Source organism: Magnetococcales bacterium (assembly GCA_015228935.1).
Lineage (GTDB): Bacteria > Pseudomonadota > Magnetococcia > Magnetococcales > DC0425bin3 > HA3dbin3.
This window is the reverse complement of sequence record JADGCO010000075.1, coordinates 1-19,928: the sequence shown is the minus strand read 5'-3', so window position 1 is coordinate 19,928 and position 19,928 is coordinate 1. Positions and strand designations below refer to the sequence as shown.

Sequence of the window (19,928 nt, the reverse complement as noted above, 5' to 3'; positions counted from 1 at the left end):
AAATATTGAAATAAATCAGATTTTGCACTACAGATGACGAACATGGGTCAAGCCACGGGTATGAAACCCGAAATCCGCCTTGTTCCAGCTTGATCGGAGGTACCAGGACCAGACTTCCCTTCTGGCCTTGATCATCGTTTGGGCCAATCTGTCCGGAAGATTCTGGAGCCTGTGCAATTTTATACGCATATCCAGTTTGTTGCGAGCAGGCCGGATGGGCGTCACCACCCCGGTGGCCGAAACGATGATCAAGGCCCATTTTCGGAAAGCCCATGTCCATGGCCGAAAGGATGATCAAGGCCGAAACGCGGATCATGGCCTATTTTCCGATACAAAATTCACCAAAAATCTTGTCCAGCAAAATCTCCTGCGTCACCTCACCCACCAGCTCTCCCAACGCCGCCAACGCCTCGCGCAAGGGAATGGCGGCCAATTCAAGATCCCCTCCCCGGACAAAAATATGGCCACACTCCTGCAAGGCCGTCACGGCCCGCCCGACCGCAGCCACCTGTCTGGCCTGCATCAGAACAACCCCTTCACCATCCGTGGGTATTGCACCCAACAAATCAACCATGGCCGCCCTGACCTGGTCGATCCCGGCCCCGGTCCGGCAGGAAGCCGTCAGGACCACACTCCCCGGCCATGCCGACTGCACATCCGGAATCGTGCGTCCGGCTGAGAGTAGATCCATTTTATTCCAAACAAACAAGAATTTGTCCCGATCCAGTGTTGCCAGGATATCCCGATCCCCGGGCAACACCCCCTTCTGGGCCTCGGCCACGAACAACACCCCATCGGCCTGACGCAACCGTTCCCGCGCCCGTTCCACCCCGACCCGCTCCACCACCCCGCCCCCCTGCCGCAACCCGGCTGTATCCACCAGACGCACCGGCACGCCGGCAATCACCACGGAATACTCATTCACATCCCGGGTGGTTCCGGCCACGGGCGTGACAATGGCCCGCTCTTCTCCGGCCAGACAATTGAACAGACTCGATTTGCCGACATTGGGCCGTCCCACCAGGGCCAATTCAAATCCCTGCCGCAAATGCCGCCCCAGGCTGGCACTTTGGTGAATTTTTTCCAAAAGTGCCTGCTGCTGCGTCACGGTGGCCAGCATTCGTTCCGGGGTATCGGGAGCGATCTCCTCATCAGAAAAATCCAGGTGCGCCTCCAAATGGGCCAACAGGACCACCAGTACATCCCGGATCTGCCCCACCTGCCGGGAAAAATCCCCGCGCAGATGGCGGGTTGCCGCCCGTGCCGCCCGCAGGGTACTCGCCCCGATCAGGCTCATGAGGGCCTCGGCCTGCACCAGATCCATTTTGCCATTGAGGAAGGCCCGTCGGGAAAACTCCCCGGGTTGCGCCGGACGCATGCCTGCCGCAACCAGGAGTTCCAGCAGCCGGGCCACCACCACAGGTGCCCCATGACAATGAATCTCGGCCTGCGCCTCGCCCGTAAACGACCGTGGCCCCGGAAAATGCACGACCAGGACCTGATCCAGAACCTCCCCCGCCTTCGAATCCACCAGATCGACCCGCCGCATGACCCGCGCCGGCAAATCCTCTCCCCGGACCGGCGACCCATCCGGTTTCCGCAACAGGGGCAGCAACAGATCCGGAATTCCCTTGCCACTCAGCCGGACCACCGCCACCCCGGAATGACCGGGTGGCGTGGCCAAGCCAAAGAGAGGATCCCCATCCAGAGCAAGTGCCGGACGCATGGCATCAAGCAGTTCGCTTCATGATATATCCCTGCTGAAGGATGGACAAAACGTTGTTGACCAGCCAGTAAAGAACCAGACCCGAGGGAAAGGTCAGGAACATGACGGTAAAAATAATCGGCAAAAACAGCATGATCTTGGCCTGGATCGGATCGGGCGGGGCCGGATTCATCTTGGTCTGCACCACCATGGAAACACCCATCAGGATGGGCAATACATAGTAGGGATCCATGTCGGACAGATCCCGGATCCACAGAATGAATGGGGCATGCCGCATCTCCACCGACAAAAACAACACCTTGTACAGGGCAAAGAAAACCGGAATCTGCACCACGACCGGCAAACACCCGCCCAGCGGGTTGACCTTGTTGTCCTGGTAGAGCTTCATCATTTCCTGGTTCAGGCGCTGCTTGTCATCCCCATACAGCTTGCGCAGATTTTCCACCTTGGGTTGCAGTTTTTTCATGGCGCTCATGGAGCGGTAGCTCTTGTTCGCCAGGGGAAAAAACAGCAACTTGATCACGACGGTCAGGAGAATGATGGAGAGACCGAAATTGTGGACAAAGCGATCAAAGAGCAGCAGGATCTGCACCAGGGGTTCGGCCAGAAAATGAAACCAGCCATAATCGATGGAGCGTTCCAGGTCCAGATTTTGTGCCTCCAGGACCTGGATGGCCTTGGGACCAATGAACAACCGGGTCTGAAACGACCGGGTCTCGCCAGGAGCAATCTTTTGGGGTGGGGAAACCATCCCGACCCGATGGTTGCGGGTATCAAAATCAAAATAGAATTTCCGCCGTTCCCGTCCCTCTTTTTCGGTCATGGACGCCAGGAAATATTTGTCGGAAAAACCGGCCCAGCCGCCAATACTCTCCTCAAAATGGTCCCCCTTGCGCAATTCGTCGTACTCGAATTGCACTCGTTTGCCCTGCAAAAAGCCCATGGGTCCCTGAAAGTCGGTCGGGGCCATGTTCGATGCTTCAGCCGGCGGAAGATGCCGGCGCACAAAATGGGCATAATGGGACAAATCAACCGGTGACCCGGTGCTGTTGGTGACCTGATCCGTCACCTCCAGCAGGTATGAATCGGCCTTCCAGGAAAATATTTTTTCAAAAACAAGTCCATGGGCACCGTCCCACCGCAGGCGGATCCTGTTGTTTTTGCCGCCATCCGCCTCATCCACTGGTTCCCACCGGGTCGTGCTGCGCGGGACTTCCACGCCCCCTCCGGCAGCAAAGCCACTGATATTCAAAAACATATCTTCCGGATCCCGCTTCAGGAAGCGGATCGGCTTGCCTTCCGGACCCAGATGGTCCTTGTAATCCAGAAAGCGCAAATCAGACAGCTCCCCCCCAATCGGGGAGATACCGCCTTGAATGACCTTGTTTTTGAATTCAATCACCGGCACGGTCGGGGACCGGTTTGTCTGCGATTGAATTGATTGATTTTCTTGTGTTTTTTGTGCTGCATCCAGCAATGGAACGCTCTTGTCGATCACCGGACCACTGGCCGGCGGCGGGGGAACCGGTTCGGTGACTCCGCCTGTTGCCCCACCGGCTGTAGCACCGGTTGGTGTCACCATGGCCGAAGGTCCCACCGACTCGACGGGTGGAAAATAAACATTCAGGATCCACTGGTACACCACCAGCAGAAAAAAAGAGATGACAATGGCCAGAAGTGTCCGCCGATCCATGTTTTGTTTATCCTGAGTGATTGATCATATTATTGAATCAAGGAACCGGGTCAAATCCCCCGGGATGCAGGGGATGGCATTTCAAGAGCCGGCGCAAGGCCAGTGACACACCACGGAGCGACCCGTGTTTCGCCACCGCTTCACGGGCATATTCCGAGCAACTGGGAAAAAAACGGCATCGGGGCGGCAGGAGCGGAGCAAGAAAAAGCTGATATCCACGAATCAGCACCAGCAGAAACCACCTCATGGTTTATCCATCATGTCCTGTTGCCTCGATCCCTGACCAACCAGGGCGTGAACAGCTCGGCAAGTGCGCTGGTCAAGGCGGCGTTATCCACTTCGCCAGCCATGGGCCGGGCAACGAGAACACATTCGCAACCTTGCTGCAACAACGACCGGCAGTGCCGGAAATATTCCCGTGCCACCCGTTTGATCCGGTTGCGGACCACGGCCTTGCCAACCTTGCGGCTGACGGTAAGGCCCAGGCGACTTTCCAGCCCCGGACGCAACCAGACCTGCAAGAGGAACAGGGCATTTCCCTTGCGGCGTCCCCGCCGCAGCACAGCGGTAAATTCGCGGCTCTCCAGCAAACGCGCACTTTTGGGAAATTTGCCGCCCTCTACCGCCGGCTGCTCAGAGGGCAAGACGCCGCCGACCCCGGGCGCGCCGCCGGGAAAGAACCCCCCGTCCTCCCCGGGTGGCCATGCGGGCACGAAACCCGTGGGTACGGTTGCGACGGATGATGCTGGGCTGAAAAGTCCTTTTCATGACGACATACCTCTTTCCACCACACCTGAATTTTCGGTTTCGACGGCCACTCCAGAGCAGCGGCCACCTGTGGACCAAATGTCCGCAAAAGCCCCCGACCGTACACTTCCCGTCACTCGCGGAAAACCCCCATGATAGGGAATCCCGGCTCCAGGTCAAGACGTGGCGTGCAATGGCCAAAAAACGGATCAACCCAAAGGCAACTGTTGATTTTCACCACTGATAAAATCATTATACTGTCGATGTTTGAAATTATGGTAAATAAAAATTTGGTGATACCATAACTCCACAACCTTTTTGCACAACAGGTAATGGGCAGGGGAGATTATTTTATCGGGATTGTCCCGATTGAATTCATCCATGGCCAAACGCATGCCGGTCCGATTGTTGAGGAGTTCCACCTCCGAACCCAGAATATCATCAAAATAACAAAAAACCCTGGGCAGAATATAGGCATCCGGCAAATCAAAAACACGCATGCCATGAACAGTCGAGCTATAATAATCAAGATCCATCATGATGGCTGCAATGGGGGCAGGATTGTATTTTTGGCAAAAATCCTGCAAGGTCTCCTCAACATTGCCAATCACCAATTTCGTTCGGGTCAGGCGTGCCTGGAGACTGGTAAAATCCATCTTGAAAAATCCCTCCTTCCAGTGATAAGGCAAGTCCCGATAATCCTTGGGAGCTGGCAATCCCTGCCCGCTGTCAAATCCGTAAATTTCAATCTCCATGGAAAGATCACGGGCAATTTCCCTGGCGTGATACTCCAGATTCACAACACCTCGACCACTCGCCACGCCAAACTCCAAAACACTGATTCGTTTGTGCCCCAGTTTCTTGGCCAGACGGGCACCATGATAAAGGCAATATCCATAAAACGGACGATCCATTGCACCGAGTTCCAACCGTATGGGATATGGACCAATACCCAATCTATAAAGTATTTTTATGGCCATGGTACGCAACGGATAAGGATCAAACAAATAATTATAGAAAGTCCGAATTCCGGCTTTAAGTTTGCGTTTGATCATGGCAAAATCTTCCCCTGCAAGAAGTTATAAACAAAAAACCGATTTTTTATGCGTTTTTTTAAAGATGTTCCTGTTTCAGGCAATCTGTCAACCGGCTCGTCCATATAAATGCTGCATGATTCTGTCCAAAGTGACAGGAATGGTGTGTTCCGCCAAAACCCTCTGCTGGCCTTTGCGCCGCAAACTCTGTCGCCGGGTCGCATCGGCATTGAGCATGGTCACTTTTTCCAACAAATTTTCCGCATTTGTAAAAACCTCGATCTCCTGGCCCACCTCATAAAGCTGATCCAGGCCGGGGGCCATTTCGGTCAGATAACAGGCCCCCATCATGGGAACTTCCAGATCCCGCAACCGTGAGTAGACCCCTGGACGTGCAAACGGATGGAGATAACCGGGAAAACGATTGACACCCAAAAATATGCGGCTTTGCTGGACAATGCGAATGTACTCTGCATTGTCGGGACGGGGAGCCAGACAAGGTTTGAAAATATCCAGGGAAATTTTGGGCTGGAAGCGTTGCCCGATTTTGCGGGCAAATGGAAGCCACCCTTCCCGGCGAATGAAATCGATCTGATTCAGCAGGAGATTCGCTCCCGATGCCCGGGTTTTGCCCGGTCTGGTCGCCGGTGCCGAGGATTCCTCCGTCCAGCCGGCACCCCGGAGTTCCAATTGCCCTCCCAAAGCCAGGTAGCGGGCAAAGAGTGCGATGCGTTGTATATCGGAAGAACCGATGAACACCGTTCCGTACCGCTCCGCATGGTCCCAGGTGCGCTGGGCCGGCGCAACCCACATCGGCATGGGCGCAAACAGATATGGCAGACCCTGTTTTTCATACAGGGAGCAACCGTCATATTCCGGAACCCAGTGCAGATCAAAAATGGCATAACATGAAGGAACTGTTTTGAATTCCCGGACGTTGTCGCAAAAAAAATTGACGCAGGGAATACCGAGCGCCTTGATGGATCGGATGGCCTCGACATCCACCATTTGCGGAAAAAGATAACAGAGAAAAAGGTCAAGTCCCTGTTCCCGATGGGTGCGTTGCACGGTGTCCAGCACCCTGGGCCAGGTCCGTTGTCGCCAGGCATGCCAATCGGCCTCGGTCCGATAGGTCAGGCATTCGGCCCAATCGACTTCAGGCGATTCAACCAGCTCGTGCCCCGCTTCCCCGATTCCGCCCCGCATGTAGGCCGACCAATGGTGATACGGAGGAATGGCGTGGTTCAGAGGCGATTGCAGGAAACTGAGATAAATACGCATTATATGAACTTATACGTCATTCCATCCGTCTTGATGACATGCTCGTAAATTTGATTGTGGGGCTGATAGGTACACCGCGGACAATCGTTCAGGTTGATTTTTTCAAAAATTTTCCAATGCTCCTCGGAAGACCACAAGCGGGCAATATCATCGACACTTTGCAGCCCCTCGCCAAACTCCAGTCTGGCATCACCACGCCGGTCACAGCAGAGGCCAAAGCGGAACCGTTCGTTCTTCTCCTGGCGGCCCGGCATGACGACGGCGGTCATGAATACGGCATAGCAGGCTGAAAAAATATTGGCACGATTGAGGTTCTGGTCAAACTTGTGCGTGATGCCAAATATGCCGAAAGCGTCATCTTCATATTCGCGTGCGGCATCAAAGGCCTCCTGGAGACGCTGCACCATCTCTCCGGAAAACTGGCTGACCTCACCGGTCGCCAGCCGGTCCCAGGCCAGACCGGACGGCCGCAGATGAAAATTCCGACACCCCATGGCCTTGGCCCGCTGGACCGCCGGCACGATGTCATCGATGTTGTCGGCGGTCAGCAAAAACTTGTAACTGACCCCATAGCCAGGGTGCGCACTGCCCAGGCGGCAGGGGTGGCGTCGGGTATGCTCGATCAAGGCTTCGATGTTGTGGCAAACCTTGTCAAAAAAATCGAACCCCTTGAGAGCCTTGTAGGTTTCCCGGGTCCCGGCATCCACGGAGACCCCCACCCAGGTACACTGGGCAAGAGACTCCTTGAGCTTGTCCATGTTGCTGCCGTTGGTGACGACGCCCACTTCGACACCGTGCCCACTGACCCGGTCGATGAAAGGACCAATGCGCGGATGGAGCAGCGGCTCACCCCCACCGGCCACACAGATGGCTTCCACGCCCGCCGGCCACTCCGGAGAGCCTTGCCAGCGCGGCAGAAAATCCGCCAATTCCAGCAGAAAATCACCGTCAAGCATCTGATCATTATGGTTTAATATATAATTCGCATTGCACCATTGACACTTGAGATTGCATTTGTTGATCGGATCCACGGTAATCAGACTGGGTTGCGGGCAGGGTTTGCCACGCTGAATCAGCCGCCACCGATATACCTGGGCCAACAGTTTGAAACTGTTGAAAGGGTTCCATTTTTTCTCGGGTGACCACTCTTTCATCTGTCAATCCTCTATGGATCAAAAAATATTTCGAATAAAAACGTGCCAAAAGGCATCCTCCCGGAATCCGCACAGTCACGATTCGAGTATATTTGAAGCGACCGGCAAATTCCACAACTGAATCGTCCGACCCGGACACCCCTGTCCAGACCGGTTGAAAGAGTTCCAGATTACACGAACACCTCCATCCGGACCCGAAAACGCCGTGCCAGCCGTTTGGCAATCCCTTTGCTGATGGAACGGGTGCCACTCAGGATTTCAGAAATGCGACTCTGCGGGGCACACTCTTTCAGGTCATCCTGTTTAAGCCCGTGTTGATCCATCAAAAATCGCAACACGTCGCGGGGCGCTGCCTGGGGAACAGGGAAGTTTTCTTCCTCATAGGCCTTCACCTGGTCCGAGATCAGATCGAGCCAGTCGGCCAGCGGATGCTCTTCGTCATCCTCCACGGCTTCCAGCAGTGTGTCGATCATGATTCGTGCCCGTTCATACTCCTCACGGCTGTGTACCGATGTCACACCGACGATCTGTTTGAACGGCAACCAGGCTTGCAGGATGGCCTGGTGTTCCGGTGTCACATGTGAGGGTTCCATGGTCACTCCCATTTCCAATCGCCACGATCATATTCAATGTGCGTCAGGATTGCCCTGACGTAGACCTTGCGCCGGTTATAATGGATCACAGCAACCAGGCGATACTTGTTGCCACCGATGTTGAACACGGTGAATTTCGGTGGCACGTAATCAGCGCTTCCGAAGGTTGCTCTCAGGTCGGAAAAATCAACGTAGGCCGCATGTGTCATCGTGCGGTACCATGCCTGTAACGGGATCGCTGCATCCGGGTACCGTGTCCAGAATTCGATCAATACAGGCTTGGCAATGACGTGCATGTGCGCATGATATACTAAAATGGTATACTGTCAATTGCCGAACATCGGTCATTCCCGGAGATGGCCCTGATTTTCCAGAAACCATTGGTAGGTCCTGCGCAACCCTTCTGCGAGTGACACTTCAGCCCGCCAGCCAAGATCAGCCAGTTTGGCAACATCCAGCAACCGGCGTGGCGTGCCATCAGGCTGATTGGGATCGAAGCGCAGCTCCCCTGCATAGCCCACGGTCTGTTTGATCAGCTCCGCCACCTCGCCAATGGCCACATCCCGGCCACTTCCGACATTGAGAAAACAACATCCCGGTCCGGCGGATGCGCCAAAACGATCATCCGAAACCTGCATGACAAAAACCGTGGCAGCAGCCATGTCGTCCACATACAGAAACTCCCGCCTGGGCCGACCACTCCCCCAGATTTCCACCACGGGTCTTGCCTCCAGCCTGGCCTGATGAAACTTGCGCAACAGGGCCGGCAGGACATGGCTGTTGCGGGGATGAAAATTGTCGAACGGTCCGTACAGATTGGTCGGCATCACGGCGCGATATCGGGTACCATACTGGCGATTGTAGGACTCGCACAGCTTGATCCCGGAAATTTTGGCCAGGGCATAAGGCTCGTTGGTGGGTTCCAACATGCCGGTCAGCAAATCTTCCTCCCGGATGGGCACCGGCGCATGTTTGGGATAGATGCAGGCGCTCCCCAGAAAAACAAGACGTTCCACCCCGGCACGGTACGCCTCGTGAATGACATTGGCCTCAATCATTAAATTTTGGTAAATGAATTCAGCCGGATAGGTATTGTTGGCCCAGATCCCCCCCACCTTTCCCGCACACAGGACAACATGATCCACTTTTTCATTCTGAAAAAAAGCCCGCACGGCCTGTTGATCCACCAGATCCAGCTCGCCATGCGTGCGGGTGATGAGGTTGTGAAAACCCTGTTCCCGCAACGTGCGCATGATCGCCGTGCCCGTCATCCCGGCATGGCCTGCGATGAAAATGCGTGATTGCGCTCCCAGGACCGACTGCGTCATGACACCACCTTTTATATCCTCATCCGGAAGAAAAACGTTCTGGTTTTTCAGGCGCCGGTGACCCTGTTCAATCCAGACTGGACCAGACAACAAGATCGGTGCCAAATCACGTCAACTGCGCTAACATGGTGGGACATCATCGCAAGAGAGAGGCCTGTCGGCAAGGCTCGCGTAAAAGGCTCACGGAAGGGGCTCCGGCGTCATGACACCCGAAATCGTGCAAAATCTGGTCATCGAAGCCATCAGGATTGCACTCCTGATCTCTGCACCCATGCTGTTGACGGCCCTGGTGGTGGGTATCGTCATCTCCCTGTTCCAGGCGGTGACCCAGATCCAGGAAATGACCCTGACCTTCATTCCCAAAATTCTGGCCACATTTCTTGCCCTGATCCTGACCCTGCCCTGGATGATGATGAAACTGACGGATTATTTTCGCAATCTGTTGGAATCCATCCCCAACATGATCGGCTGAAACCGCAAGGATCGTCGATGAATCCCGCCGCACTCATGGATTTTCTGGGACTCTCCACCGGTGAGGTGGATCGGATTTTGTTGGTCCTGACCCGGGTGAGTGGCCTGTTCATGGCGGCCCCGTTCTTTTCCCGTGCCGTGGGACCCGCACGTATCCGGGTGGTGCTGATCCTCATGCTGACCTTCATGATTTTTCCCCTGGTACCCCACTGGCCCGGCGAAGGCAAAGGCCAGGTCGGTGCCCTGATTCTGGCCGGTGTCAGCGAGTTTGTCGTGGGAGCCATGATGGGTTTGATGGTCCATTGGGCACTGGTTGCCGCCCAACTGGCCGGCAACCTCATCGGCTTCGATATGGGTCTCTCCATGGCCCAGATCATGGACCCCACCTCGGGCATGCAGGAAAACGTCGTTTCCAACCTGCTCTACTTCGTCGGCCTGATTCTGTTCCTGATGATCGACGGCCACCACATGCTCCTGGAAGGCCTGATCCGCTCCTTCAAGGCCCTGCCCCCGGGTGCCGGCATCCCCGATGGCCAGGTTTTTCTGCAAACCGGACTCGCCGCCATGAACCGGCTCTTCCGGTTGGGCTTCATGATCGCCGCCCCCATGATCGTGGCCGCCAAACTCCTCTACATCGGCATGGGCCTGATCAATCGTGCCTCGCCTCAGATTCAGGTCTTCTTCATGGCCATGCCCATTGCCCAGGTGATCGGATTTTTCATCCTCGGCCTCTCCATGGCCATTTTCTCCGATGTCATGGCCCAGGAGATCAAGGCCTTCATTGCCCTGGCCTTCCGGTTTGCAGGCGTGTAGGTTCGTACAGGCACAGTTTCATACCCCCGGCAATTGACACCGGAAAAAGGAGTTTTCCGCCATGGCAGACGATGCCGACAAGGATGCCAAAACCGAGGCCCCCACATCGAAACGCTTGCAGGAAGCCCGCGACAAAGGTCAAACCACCAACTCCCGCGAAGTGCCAACCGCCATGATCCTGCTGGCCTCCCTGGCGCTCTTCATTTTCCAGGGGCCGGCCCTGTGGCAGGCAATGCAAAGCAAACTCGCCTTCCTGCTGAGCGGACAGATCCATGACGATCTCACCGAGGCCGGCATCACTGCCCTGCTGCGCGATCTGATCACCATGGTCCTCATGGACCTGGCCCCGTTTTTCAGTGTGTTCGTCCTGGTGGGCATTCTGGCCTCCCTGATCCAGCATGGCTGGCTCTTCACCCTCGAACCCCTCTCCCCGAAATTTTCCAAGGTCAATCCGTTCAGCGGTCTCAAACGCCTTTTTTCCACCCAGTCCCTGATAGAACTGTTCAAGTCCACCCTGAAAATGGTCCTGATCGGCGTTGCCGTCTACCTGGGCATCAAGGACAGCAGCCTCCAGATTCTCACCCTCACCACCACCGATGTCACCAAGGTCCTGGCCGTCCTGTTGAACGACTCCCTGTCCATCCTGTGGCGGGTGGCCTTGACCTTTCTGGTCCTGGCAGTCATCGATTTTGCCTACCAGAAATATAAATATATCGATGGCCTGAAAATGACCAAGCAGGAAATCAAGGATGAAATGCGCCAGACGGAAGGCGACCCTTTGCTCAAAAGCCGCATCCGTCAGGTCCAGAGGGAAATGGCCCAGAGACGCATGATGCAGGAGGTGCCCAAGGCCGATGTCGTCATCACCAACCCGACCCATTATTCCGTGGCTCTACGATACACCCCCGGCGAAATGCTGGCCCCCAAGGTGGTTGCCAAAGGGGTCGATGCCGTGGCCACCCGCATCCGCACCATCGCCCAGGAACACAAAGTCCCCCTGGTGGAAAATCCCCCCCTCGCCCGCACCCTCTTCAAGGATGTGGATCTGGAACAAACCATTCCACCCGACCTGTTCAAGGCCGTCGCCCAGGTGCTGGCCTACGTCTTCAGCCTGCGCAATCAAAGGAAAAATTGAGGGTGGATGGTTTGCATGGACGCTGCCCACGTTTACAATCTGGCCCTGCGCTGCCTGGCCCAACGCCCCCACAGCATCCAGGAATTGACCCGCAAACTTCACCAGAAAGGGGCACCCCCAGATCTGGTCGCCCAAGCCATGGCCCGCTGCCAGGAACTTGGATTCCTGAACGACAGCGCCTTTGCCGAGGCCCTGACCCGCAACCGTCTGCAAAACAAGCTCTGCGGACCGCAACGGGTACGCGCCGATCTGCGTCTGCGCGGCGTCGCCACGGAAGAAGCCGAATCCGCCCTGGCCACCTTCCTGGCCACCACGGATCTGGTCACCCTGGCCCGGGCCGCCCGCGATAAACGATTCGGCCCCGTTTCCCCCATCGACCAGGCCACTTTGAAGAAACAGTACGATTTTCTCGTGCGACGCGGGTTCGATGCCGATACCATCTGGCAGGTTTTGCGCTGATTCGCCGTAACTATTCAGAACCCTTGCAAAAAAAGGATTTGATATGAAAGATTTTGTTGGGGCTCCGCCCCAAACCCCGCCAGGAGGAAGGGCACAGCCCTTCCTCCTGGACCTCCTTCCCAGTTTTTCGAACGTTTTTTAATGGGAAGAGCTGAATAGTTACGATTCGCCCGGGGCCAATGCCATCGGGCAGGTTTTGCGTTGCTTCGACATGAGGAGATTTGCGGTGGGCATGACTGGAAATGACATTCGCCGCCGGTTTGTGACCTTCTTCGAACGCCACGGTCACCGGCATGTGGCCTCCTCCGGCCTGGTACCACGCAATGATCCGACGTTGCTGTTCACCAACGCCGGCATGGTACAGTTCAAAAATCTGTTTCTGGGCCAGGAACGCCGCGACTACACCCGCGCCGTGACCGTCCAGAAATGCGTGCGGGCCGGCGGCAAACACAACGATCTGGAAAATGTGGGCCGCACCCCGCGCCATCACACCTTCTTTGAAATGCTCGGCAACTTTTCCTTCGGGGATTACTTCAAGTCCGAGGCCATTCCCCTGGGCTGGCAGTTTGTGACCGGTAAACTGGGCATCCCTCCGGATCGCCTCCTGGTCACGGTCTATGCCGAGGATGATGAGGCCTGGCACCTTTGGCGGGAGAAGGTTGGACTCCCCAGCGATAAAATCATCCGCATCGCCACCAGCGACAATTTCTGGTCCATGGGGGATACTGGTCCCTGCGGTCCCTGTTCGGAAATTTTTTACGATTATGGCCCCGAGGTTCCCGGCGGTCCCCCCGGCACCCCGGAGGGAGATGGCAACCGGTTTGTCGAAATCTGGAATCTCGTGTTCATGCAGTACAATCGCGATGCCGATGGCAAGCTGACCCCTCTGCCCAACCCCTGCATCGATACCGGGGCCGGTCTGGAGCGGATGGCCGCCGTGGTCCAGGGACGCACCAGCAACTTTGAAACCGATCTTTTTCAGCCGCTGTTGCGGGCGGCAGCGGCCCGTTGCGGGACAGAGTACGAGGCCTGCTCCGAAACGCAACGCATCTCCCTGCGGGTCATTGCCGACCATGTCCGGGCCGCCGGTTTTTTGATTGCCGACGGGGTTCTCCCCTCCAATGAGGGGCGCGGCTATGTCCTGCGCCGCATCATGCGCCGCGCCATGCGCCATGGCCGCCTGCTCGGCCTGGAACGCCCCTTCCTGCACGGCCTGACCGGCACCCTGGCCCAGACCATGGGCGAGACCTATCCGGAACTGGTCGCCCAGGGGCAAACCGTCGCCATGGTGGTCGAAAACGAGGAAAAACGTTTCGCCACCACGTTGGGATCCGGCCTGAAGCTCCTTGATCAATCCCTGGCCGGTCTGACTTCCGGCGGGGTCCTGGATGGCGAGGCCGTCTTCACCCTCTACGATACCTTCGGCTTTCCGGTGGATCTCACCGCCGACATTGCCCGGGACCGGGGCATCACCCTGGACATGGCAGGTTTCAACGCCCGCATGACCGCCCAAAAAACCCGTGCCCGTGCCGCCTGGGCCGGCTCCGGTGACACCCGAGTGGCCGGACTCTACCATGAATTGCTGGAGAGTTGTGCCGCCACCGAATTTCTCGGCTATGACACCGAGTCCGCCCACGGCATGTTGCAGGCCATGATCGTCAACAACGCCCGCTCCGAACAGATCGAGGCCGGTCAGGAGGCCCAGCTTGTGGTCAACCAGACCCCGTTCTATGGCGAGTCCGGCGGCCAGGTCGGAGACAGCGGCTTCATCACCGCCCCCCAGGGTCGCTTTGAAGTCCTCGACACCCAAAAACCGGTCCCCGGCCTTTTTGTCCACACCGGACGCCTGCTCAATGGAACTTTGCGCGTCGGCGACGATCTAACTCTGGAAGTGAACGCCAAGCGGCGGAGTGCCATCCGTCTGCACCACTCCGCTACCCACCTGATGCACCATGCCTTGCGGCAGGTTCTGGGTTCGCATGTCAAACAGGCCGGGTCCATGGTGTCGCCCGAGCGTCTGCGTCTGGACTTTTCCCATTTTCAGGCCATGACCCCGGAAGAGATTGACCGGGTGGAAGTGATGGTCAATGCCGCCATCTGGGCCAACGATCCCCAGCACACCACCGTCATGACCCCGGAAGAGGCTGTGGCCATCGGAGCCATGGCCCTGTTTGGTGAAAAATATGGTGAATCGGTCCGAGTGGTCCGGATCGGTGAATCCCTGGAATTGTGTGGCGGCACCCATGTCGGCCATTCCGGGGAGATTGGCGTCTTTCGCATCCTGGCCGAAAGTGCCGTGGCTGCCGGTGTGCGCCGCATCGAGGCGGTATGTGGTCCGGTGGCCCGCCGCAGCTTTGTCCAGGATGGTGAAGAGTTGAAAAAGGTGGCCCGCCTGTTGAAAGTCGGCGTGGCGCAAGTGGTCGATGGGGTGGAAAAACTCCTGGCCCGACAAAAGGAGCTGGAGCGCGCCCTCGACAAGGCCAAATCCGTCATGTCCGGCAATGTGGTGGATGATCTGCTCGGTCAGGTTCGCTCCGTGGCCGGGATTCCGCTTCTGGTGGCCCGTGTGGAGGGGATGGATCCCAAGGGTTTGCGTGATCTCAGCGACCGTCTCAAGGACAAACTCGGCTCCGCCGTCATTCTGTTGGGCGTCGCCGCCGACGACAAGGTTTCCCTTTTGGCCGGTGTCACCCCGGATTTGACCGGCAGGATCAAGGCCGGTGACTTGATGCGTTTTGTCTCGGAAAAGGTGGGTGGCAAGGGGGGTGGGCGACCCGACATGGCCCAGGGAGGTGGGACCCGACCCGAACAATTGAACGAAACCTTGGCTGCCGTTCCCGCCTGGATCGAAAGCCGGCTGTAAAAAAAACGTATGAAAAACTGGGATGGAGGTCCAGGAGGAAGGGCTGTGCCCTTCCTCCTGGCGGGGTTTGGGGCAGAGCCCCAACAAAATCTTTCTTCCCGATTTTTTTATCCGAGAATTTATATGGCCACTGAATTTTATCTGAAAATTCATATGGCCACTGAAAAGTAATTTGAAATTCAGATGAATTTCAAACCCCATAATATTCCCGATACCACCCGATAAAATTGCGAATACCGACTTCGATGGGGGTCTGGGGTTTGAAACCAACATCCCGTACCAGATCATCCACATCGGCATAGGTAGCCGAAACATCGCCGGCCTGGAGGGGCAGGAGTTCCTTCTGGGCAGTCCTGCCCAATACTTTTTCGATGGTTTCAATGAATGCCATCAATTCCACGGGTTGATTGTTGCCAATATTGTACAACCGGTAGGGGGCGGTGCCGCTTCCCGGATCAGGGGTGAGCGGGTTCCAATCCGGGTTGGGCGTGGGAATGCGATCCAACACCCGCACCACCCCTTCCACAATGTCGTCGATATAGGTGAAATCCCGGCGCATCCGGCCATGGTTGAATACCTGGATGGGACGGTTTTCCAGGATGGCCTTGGTAAAGAGAAACAGGGCCATGTCCGGGCGACCCCAGGGACCATAAACCGTGAAAAACCGCAATCCCGTAGCCGGCAGCCGATAGAGATGGGCATAGGTATGGGCCATCAATTCATTGGCTTTTTTGCTGGCGGCATAGAGGGAGATCGGATGATCGACATTCTGGTGAACCGAAAACGGCATGGCCGTGTTCAAGCCATACACCGAGCTTGACGAGGCAAAGACCAGATGCTCGACCTGGTTGTGGCGGCACCCCTCCAGAATATTGACGAATCCCACCAGATTGGCATCCACATAGGCATGGGGATTGGTCAGGGAGTAGCGGACACCCGCCTGGGCGGCCAGATTGACCACCCGGTTGAACCGCTCCTGCCGAAACAGGTCGGCCATGCCCTGACGGTCGGCCAGGTCCAGACGTACAAAGCGAAATCCGGCCTGTTTCCCCAGTATGGCCAGCCGTTTCTCCTTGATGCCGACATCGTAATAATCGTTCAGGTTGTCCAGCCCCACCACCGTGTCACCACGACCAAGCAACACCTTGGCCAGATGGAAACCGATAAAACCGGCAGCGCCGGTCACGAGGATTTTCATGGGTGACTCTCTCCTGGAACCGGAAAAGGGTTACAAACGACCGTCCACGGCACTGGCCGGCAAGACATATTTCAGATCATAGACCACGGATTGGCGTTTGGCGAAGGCACGGATGCCTGCCACCCCCATCTCCCGGAATTGCTGGTGTCCGACGGCAATCACCACGGCATCGTAGGCCCCGGATCCGGGGTTGGTGGTGAGTTGAATGCCATACTCTTCGTAGGCTCCCGCCGCATCGGCCCAGGGATCATACACATCGACCACGGCACCATAACTGCGAAACTCCTCGATGATGCTCACGACCTTGGTATTGCGCAAATCCGGGCAATTTTCCTTGAAGGTCAACCCCATGACCAGGATGCGGGCATCGGGAACCGTCATGTGCCGGATGGTCATGAGCTTGACGACCTGGGCCGCGATGTAGAGGCCCATGTTGTCATTGATGCGCCGTCCGGCCAGAATCATTTCGGGATGGTAGCCAATCTCCTGGGCTTTGTGGGTCAGATAATAGGGATCGACCCCGATACAGTGCCCCCCCACCAGGCCTGGACGAAAAGGAAGAAAATTCCACTTGGAACCGGCGGCTTCCAACACCTCCTGGGTGTTGATGCCGAGGCGGTTGAAAATCATGGCCAATTCGTTGATCAGGGCAATATTGACATCCCGCTGGGTATTTTCGATCACCTTGGCGGCTTCGGCGACACGAATGCTGCTGGCCCGATGGGTGCCGGCCTTGACGATGCTCCGATACAGGGCATCCACCTGCTCGGCGGCAGCCGGCGTCGAACCGGACGTGATCTTGACAATCGTCGTGAGACGGTGCGCCTTGTCGCCGGGATTGATGCGCTCCGGACTGTAGCCCACAAAAAAATCCCGGTTGAACCGCAAACCCGATTCCTGTTCCAGCACCGGGACACAATCCTCCTCGGTGGCCCCCGGATAGACGGTGGATTCGTAGATGACCAGGTCGTCCTTCCCCAGGACCTGACCAACAAGCCGGCTGGCACTCAGCAAAGGCGATAAATCCGGACGTTTCTGGCGATCAATGGGGGTGGGGACGGCAACGATGTAGATGGTGCAATCCCGGATTTTTTCAATACCGGTGGTGTAGGTCAGGTGAACGGCGGCTCCCAGTTCGGATGGATCCACTTCCAGGGTGCTGTCACGTCCTGCCCGCAGCTCGGCCACCCGTTCCGCCCGCAATTCAAAACCCACCGTGGGATAAATCTTGCCAAACTCGATGGCAAGCGGCAAACCGACATATCCCAAACCCAGGACACATATTTTGGCTTGATTGATCAACAGGGCCTCTCCATGCGGAACAAAAAAGGTAACGATATGGTTGATGCAAGGTCACCATGCGGTCCATGTTCAGCAAACCGAAACTCCCGGCCAACATATATAGGACCACTTTGCCTTTTCGGTCCAGGGAGATCCTGCATGCCGCCGCCTGAATTTCATGATTTCAGAAGGATGCTTGCTGTCTGGATTGACCTGCCGTACCCTCATGGGTCAGGATTGCATGTCATATTCCAACCGGATCGGCAAGGCCGACCAGGATTGCATGTCATATTCCAACCGGATCGGCAAGGCCGACCAGGGTTGCATGTCATATTCCAACCGGATCGGCAACAAGGCCGACTCCAGATCCACCAGGATGAATGGGACCATGAAGAGCAGTCAACGCAAACAAATTCTTGTCACCGGTGGTGCCGGATTTCTGGGTTCCCATCTCTGTGAAAAACTGTTGGAGCAGGGCCACGATGTCCTCTGCCTGGACAACCTTTTCACGGGCAGTCGGGACAATATTCTGCACCTGATGGACAACCCGCATTTTGAATTCATCCGCCACGATGTCACCTTTCCCATTTATCTGGAGGTGGACGAAATTTTCAATCTGGCCTGTCCGGCATCTCCAGTCCATTACCAGCATGATCCGGTCCAGACCACCAAGACGAGCGTGCATGGTGCCATCAACATGTTGGGGTTGGCCAAGCGGGTTCGGGCACGGATTTTTCAGGCATCCACGAGCGAAGTGTACGGCGATCCGGCCATGCATCCGCAACGGGAAACCTATTGGGGCAATGTCAATCCCATCGGTCTGCGGGCCTGCTATGACGAAGGCAAACGTTGCGCCGAAACCCTGTTTTTCGATTATCATCGGCAGCATGGTCTGGAGATCAAGGTCGCCCGCATTTTCAATACCTATGGTCCCCGCATGCACCCCAATGACGGACGGGTGGTCTCCAACTTTATCGTTCAGGCCCTGCAAAACAAGCCGATTACCATTTATGGGGACGGTCGCCAGACCCGTTCTTTCTGCTATGTGGACGACCTGATCGATGGTTTTCTGCGCCTGATGTCCTCTCCACCCGCAGTGACCGGTCCGATCAACCTGGGCAACCCCGGAGAGTTCACCATTCAGGAGTTGGCCGAACAGGTGCTGCACCTGACCGGTTCCAAATCCAAACTGGAGTTCAAGCCACTCCCGACCGACGATCCACGCCAACGCAAACCCGACATCACCCTGGCCAGGGAAACGCTCGGCTGGGAAGCCCGGATTCCCCTGGCAGAGGGATTGAAACCCACCATCGATTATTTCAAAAGGATCCTTTGATGCCGGACACAAACAAATAACCTTCCCTTAACATCTGCCTTTGCTGCAAGCGAACCTTCGATCCGTGACTTGTCGAAACAATGTCACACCTCTTTGCACTGAGAATTTCACATAATTTGTCAGCCTTCAGCTCGATTCCGGCACAAAGATCACCGGAACTGATGTCAACGTCATCTTCTTCAAAAATGGTGTGATCCATGAAAATTTTTGATTTTTGATAAAATTGCACTGGCGAGATTGCACCAATGGTCACTCCGAACGTTTTCACCAACTCATCCGGTGGAACCAGATGAATCCTGACCCCACCGGCAACCTCCCGGACTTTCTTTAATTTCAAAATCCTGTCACCAGGTATGAGCATGACATATAAATTTCCATGCTCATCATGCCCCACCATGCATTTGACAATCTGGGAAAGCCTGATGCCTCGTTCATGAGCCGCATCTTCGGAGGTAAAGGCCTCTTTTTGATGAGGTTTTACAGTATAATCAACCTTTAAATCGTCAAGAAACTTTGTCACAGATGTTTTCATGAACAAACTCCGCTTCCACTCTTCCGGCCAGGCTCATCCCTCAAAGAAAAACATCACGGTCAGATTGGCATCGTTGATTCACAAAACAACTTTTTGAAGTATTTCATGCAAGAAACCAAGCCATGACTCACTTGTCTGCAAAACAGGGTTCATGCAGAGGAAACATGAATTTCGCCGACGAAACCACATGCACGTCCAATTTGATCAACCGGTTTCACTCTAACAGCATGGTGTGGTTTGTGCCATCCCCATTGATGAAAGAATATTCACATTGAAGCGAAATG

Annotated in this window: 22 protein-coding genes; 6 read left to right on the top strand and 16 right to left on the bottom strand. The window is 55.9% G+C overall.

Annotated elements, in window-relative coordinates; all coding sequences use genetic code 11:
* Positions 1 to 27: 27 nt before the first annotated feature.
* From HQL65_15350 to HQL65_15295, 12 genes are all read right to left on the bottom strand, one after another.
* Positions 28 to 252 carry a hypothetical protein gene (locus HQL65_15350; protein MBF0137610.1) on the bottom strand — a complete coding sequence of 75 codons (225 nt, stop codon included), beginning with the start codon at positions 250 to 252 and terminating at the stop codon, positions 28 to 30.
* A gap of 67 nt (positions 253 to 319) precedes the next feature.
* Entirely contained in the window at positions 320 to 1,726 is a 1,407-nt protein-coding gene (gene mnmE / locus HQL65_15345) for a tRNA uridine-5-carboxymethylaminomethyl(34) synthesis GTPase MnmE (protein MBF0137609.1), read from the bottom strand.
* Between the two features lie 4 nt (positions 1,727 to 1,730).
* Complete coding sequence (gene yidC / locus HQL65_15340; protein MBF0137608.1) at positions 1,731 to 3,419, bottom strand: membrane protein insertase YidC; 1,689 nt, start codon at positions 3,417 to 3,419, stop codon at positions 1,731 to 1,733.
* A 37-nt stretch (positions 3,420 to 3,456) separates the two neighbouring features.
* On the bottom strand, positions 3,457 to 3,666 hold the full coding sequence (gene yidD / locus HQL65_15335) for a membrane protein insertion efficiency factor YidD (protein ID MBF0137607.1): 210 nt from the start codon (positions 3,664 to 3,666) through the stop codon (positions 3,457 to 3,459).
* Between the two features lie 10 nt (positions 3,667 to 3,676).
* The gene (gene rnpA, locus HQL65_15330; protein MBF0137606.1) at positions 3,677 to 4,063 is read right to left on the bottom strand and encodes a ribonuclease P protein component; all 387 of its coding nucleotides are present in this window, start codon (positions 4,061 to 4,063) and stop codon (positions 3,677 to 3,679) included.
* Entirely contained in the window at positions 4,053 to 4,187 is a 135-nt protein-coding gene (gene rpmH, locus HQL65_15325) for a 50S ribosomal protein L34 (protein ID MBF0137605.1), read from the bottom strand. The genes rnpA and rpmH overlap by 11 nt, the downstream gene beginning before the upstream one ends.
* 188 nt (positions 4,188 to 4,375) lie before the next feature.
* Complete coding sequence (locus HQL65_15320) at positions 4,376 to 5,221, bottom strand: hypothetical protein (GenBank protein MBF0137604.1); 846 nt, start codon at positions 5,219 to 5,221, stop codon at positions 4,376 to 4,378.
* 87 nt (positions 5,222 to 5,308) lie between these two features.
* Complete coding sequence (locus HQL65_15315; protein ID MBF0137603.1) at positions 5,309 to 6,481, bottom strand: glycosyltransferase family 1 protein; 1,173 nt, start codon at positions 6,479 to 6,481, stop codon at positions 5,309 to 5,311.
* A complete protein-coding gene (locus HQL65_15310) occupies positions 6,481 to 7,635 on the bottom strand; it encodes a radical SAM protein (GenBank protein ID MBF0137602.1) in 1,155 nt (384 codons plus the stop codon). The genes HQL65_15315 and HQL65_15310 overlap by 1 nt, the downstream gene beginning before the upstream one ends.
* Before the next feature lie 170 nt (positions 7,636 to 7,805).
* Positions 7,806 to 8,228, bottom strand: a complete 423-nt coding sequence (locus HQL65_15305) for a helix-turn-helix domain-containing protein (protein MBF0137601.1) — start codon at positions 8,226 to 8,228, stop codon at positions 7,806 to 7,808.
* A gap of 2 nt (positions 8,229 to 8,230) precedes the next feature.
* Entirely contained in the window at positions 8,231 to 8,524 is a 294-nt protein-coding gene (locus HQL65_15300; GenBank protein MBF0137600.1) for a type II toxin-antitoxin system HigB family toxin, read from the bottom strand.
* A 48-nt stretch (positions 8,525 to 8,572) separates the two neighbouring features.
* Positions 8,573 to 9,556, bottom strand: a complete 984-nt coding sequence (locus HQL65_15295) for a GDP-L-fucose synthase (protein MBF0137599.1) — start codon at positions 9,554 to 9,556, stop codon at positions 8,573 to 8,575.
* A 202-nt stretch (positions 9,557 to 9,758) separates the two neighbouring features.
* On the opposite strand from HQL65_15295, the gene fliQ reads away from it, so the two are divergent.
* From fliQ to alaS, 5 genes are all read left to right on the top strand, one after another.
* A complete protein-coding gene (gene fliQ / locus HQL65_15290) occupies positions 9,759 to 10,028 on the top strand; it encodes a flagellar biosynthesis protein FliQ (GenBank protein MBF0137598.1) in 270 nt (89 codons plus the stop codon).
* A gap of 17 nt (positions 10,029 to 10,045) precedes the next feature.
* Positions 10,046 to 10,840 carry a flagellar biosynthetic protein FliR gene (fliR, locus tag HQL65_15285; protein MBF0137597.1) on the top strand — a complete coding sequence of 265 codons (795 nt, stop codon included), beginning with the start codon at positions 10,046 to 10,048 and terminating at the stop codon, positions 10,838 to 10,840.
* 61 nt (positions 10,841 to 10,901) lie between these two features.
* A complete protein-coding gene (gene flhB, locus HQL65_15280) occupies positions 10,902 to 11,975 on the top strand; it encodes a flagellar biosynthesis protein FlhB (GenBank protein MBF0137596.1) in 1,074 nt (357 codons plus the stop codon).
* A 15-nt stretch (positions 11,976 to 11,990) separates the two neighbouring features.
* A complete protein-coding gene (locus tag HQL65_15275; protein ID MBF0137595.1) occupies positions 11,991 to 12,434 on the top strand; it encodes a regulatory protein RecX in 444 nt (147 codons plus the stop codon).
* A 232-nt stretch (positions 12,435 to 12,666) separates the two neighbouring features.
* Positions 12,667 to 15,297, top strand: a complete 2,631-nt coding sequence (gene alaS / locus HQL65_15270) for an alanine--tRNA ligase (GenBank protein ID MBF0137594.1) — start codon at positions 12,667 to 12,669, stop codon at positions 15,295 to 15,297.
* Positions 15,298 to 15,487: 190 nt separating this feature from the next.
* Here the strand turns inward: alaS and HQL65_15265 are convergent, their stop codons facing one another.
* The 3 genes from HQL65_15265 to HQL65_15255 all read right to left on the bottom strand — a co-directional run bounded on the left by HQL65_15265 (position 15,488) and on the right by HQL65_15255 (position 18,166).
* Entirely contained in the window at positions 15,488 to 16,495 is a 1,008-nt protein-coding gene (locus tag HQL65_15265) for an NAD-dependent epimerase (protein MBF0137593.1), read from the bottom strand.
* Between the two features lie 30 nt (positions 16,496 to 16,525).
* Positions 16,526 to 17,797, bottom strand: a complete 1,272-nt coding sequence (tviB, locus tag HQL65_15260) for a Vi polysaccharide biosynthesis UDP-N-acetylglucosamine C-6 dehydrogenase TviB (GenBank protein MBF0137592.1) — start codon at positions 17,795 to 17,797, stop codon at positions 16,526 to 16,528.
* A 210-nt stretch (positions 17,798 to 18,007) separates the two neighbouring features.
* Positions 18,008 to 18,166: a hypothetical protein gene (locus HQL65_15255; GenBank protein MBF0137591.1), complete on the bottom strand. Its 159-nt coding sequence runs from the start codon at positions 18,164 to 18,166 to the stop codon at positions 18,008 to 18,010.
* On the opposite strand from HQL65_15255, the gene HQL65_15250 reads away from it, so the two are divergent.
* A complete protein-coding gene (locus HQL65_15250) occupies positions 18,165 to 19,112 on the top strand; it encodes an SDR family oxidoreductase (protein ID MBF0137590.1) in 948 nt (315 codons plus the stop codon). The two genes, HQL65_15255 and HQL65_15250, sit on opposite strands and share 2 nt — an antisense overlap.
* On the opposite strand, the gene HQL65_15245 is transcribed toward HQL65_15250, so the two are convergent.
* Positions 19,096 to 19,644, bottom strand: a complete 549-nt coding sequence (locus HQL65_15245) for a YbaK/EbsC family protein (protein ID MBF0137589.1) — start codon at positions 19,642 to 19,644, stop codon at positions 19,096 to 19,098. The two genes, HQL65_15250 and HQL65_15245, sit on opposite strands and share 17 nt — an antisense overlap.
* Positions 19,645 to 19,928: the final 284 nt, after the last annotated feature.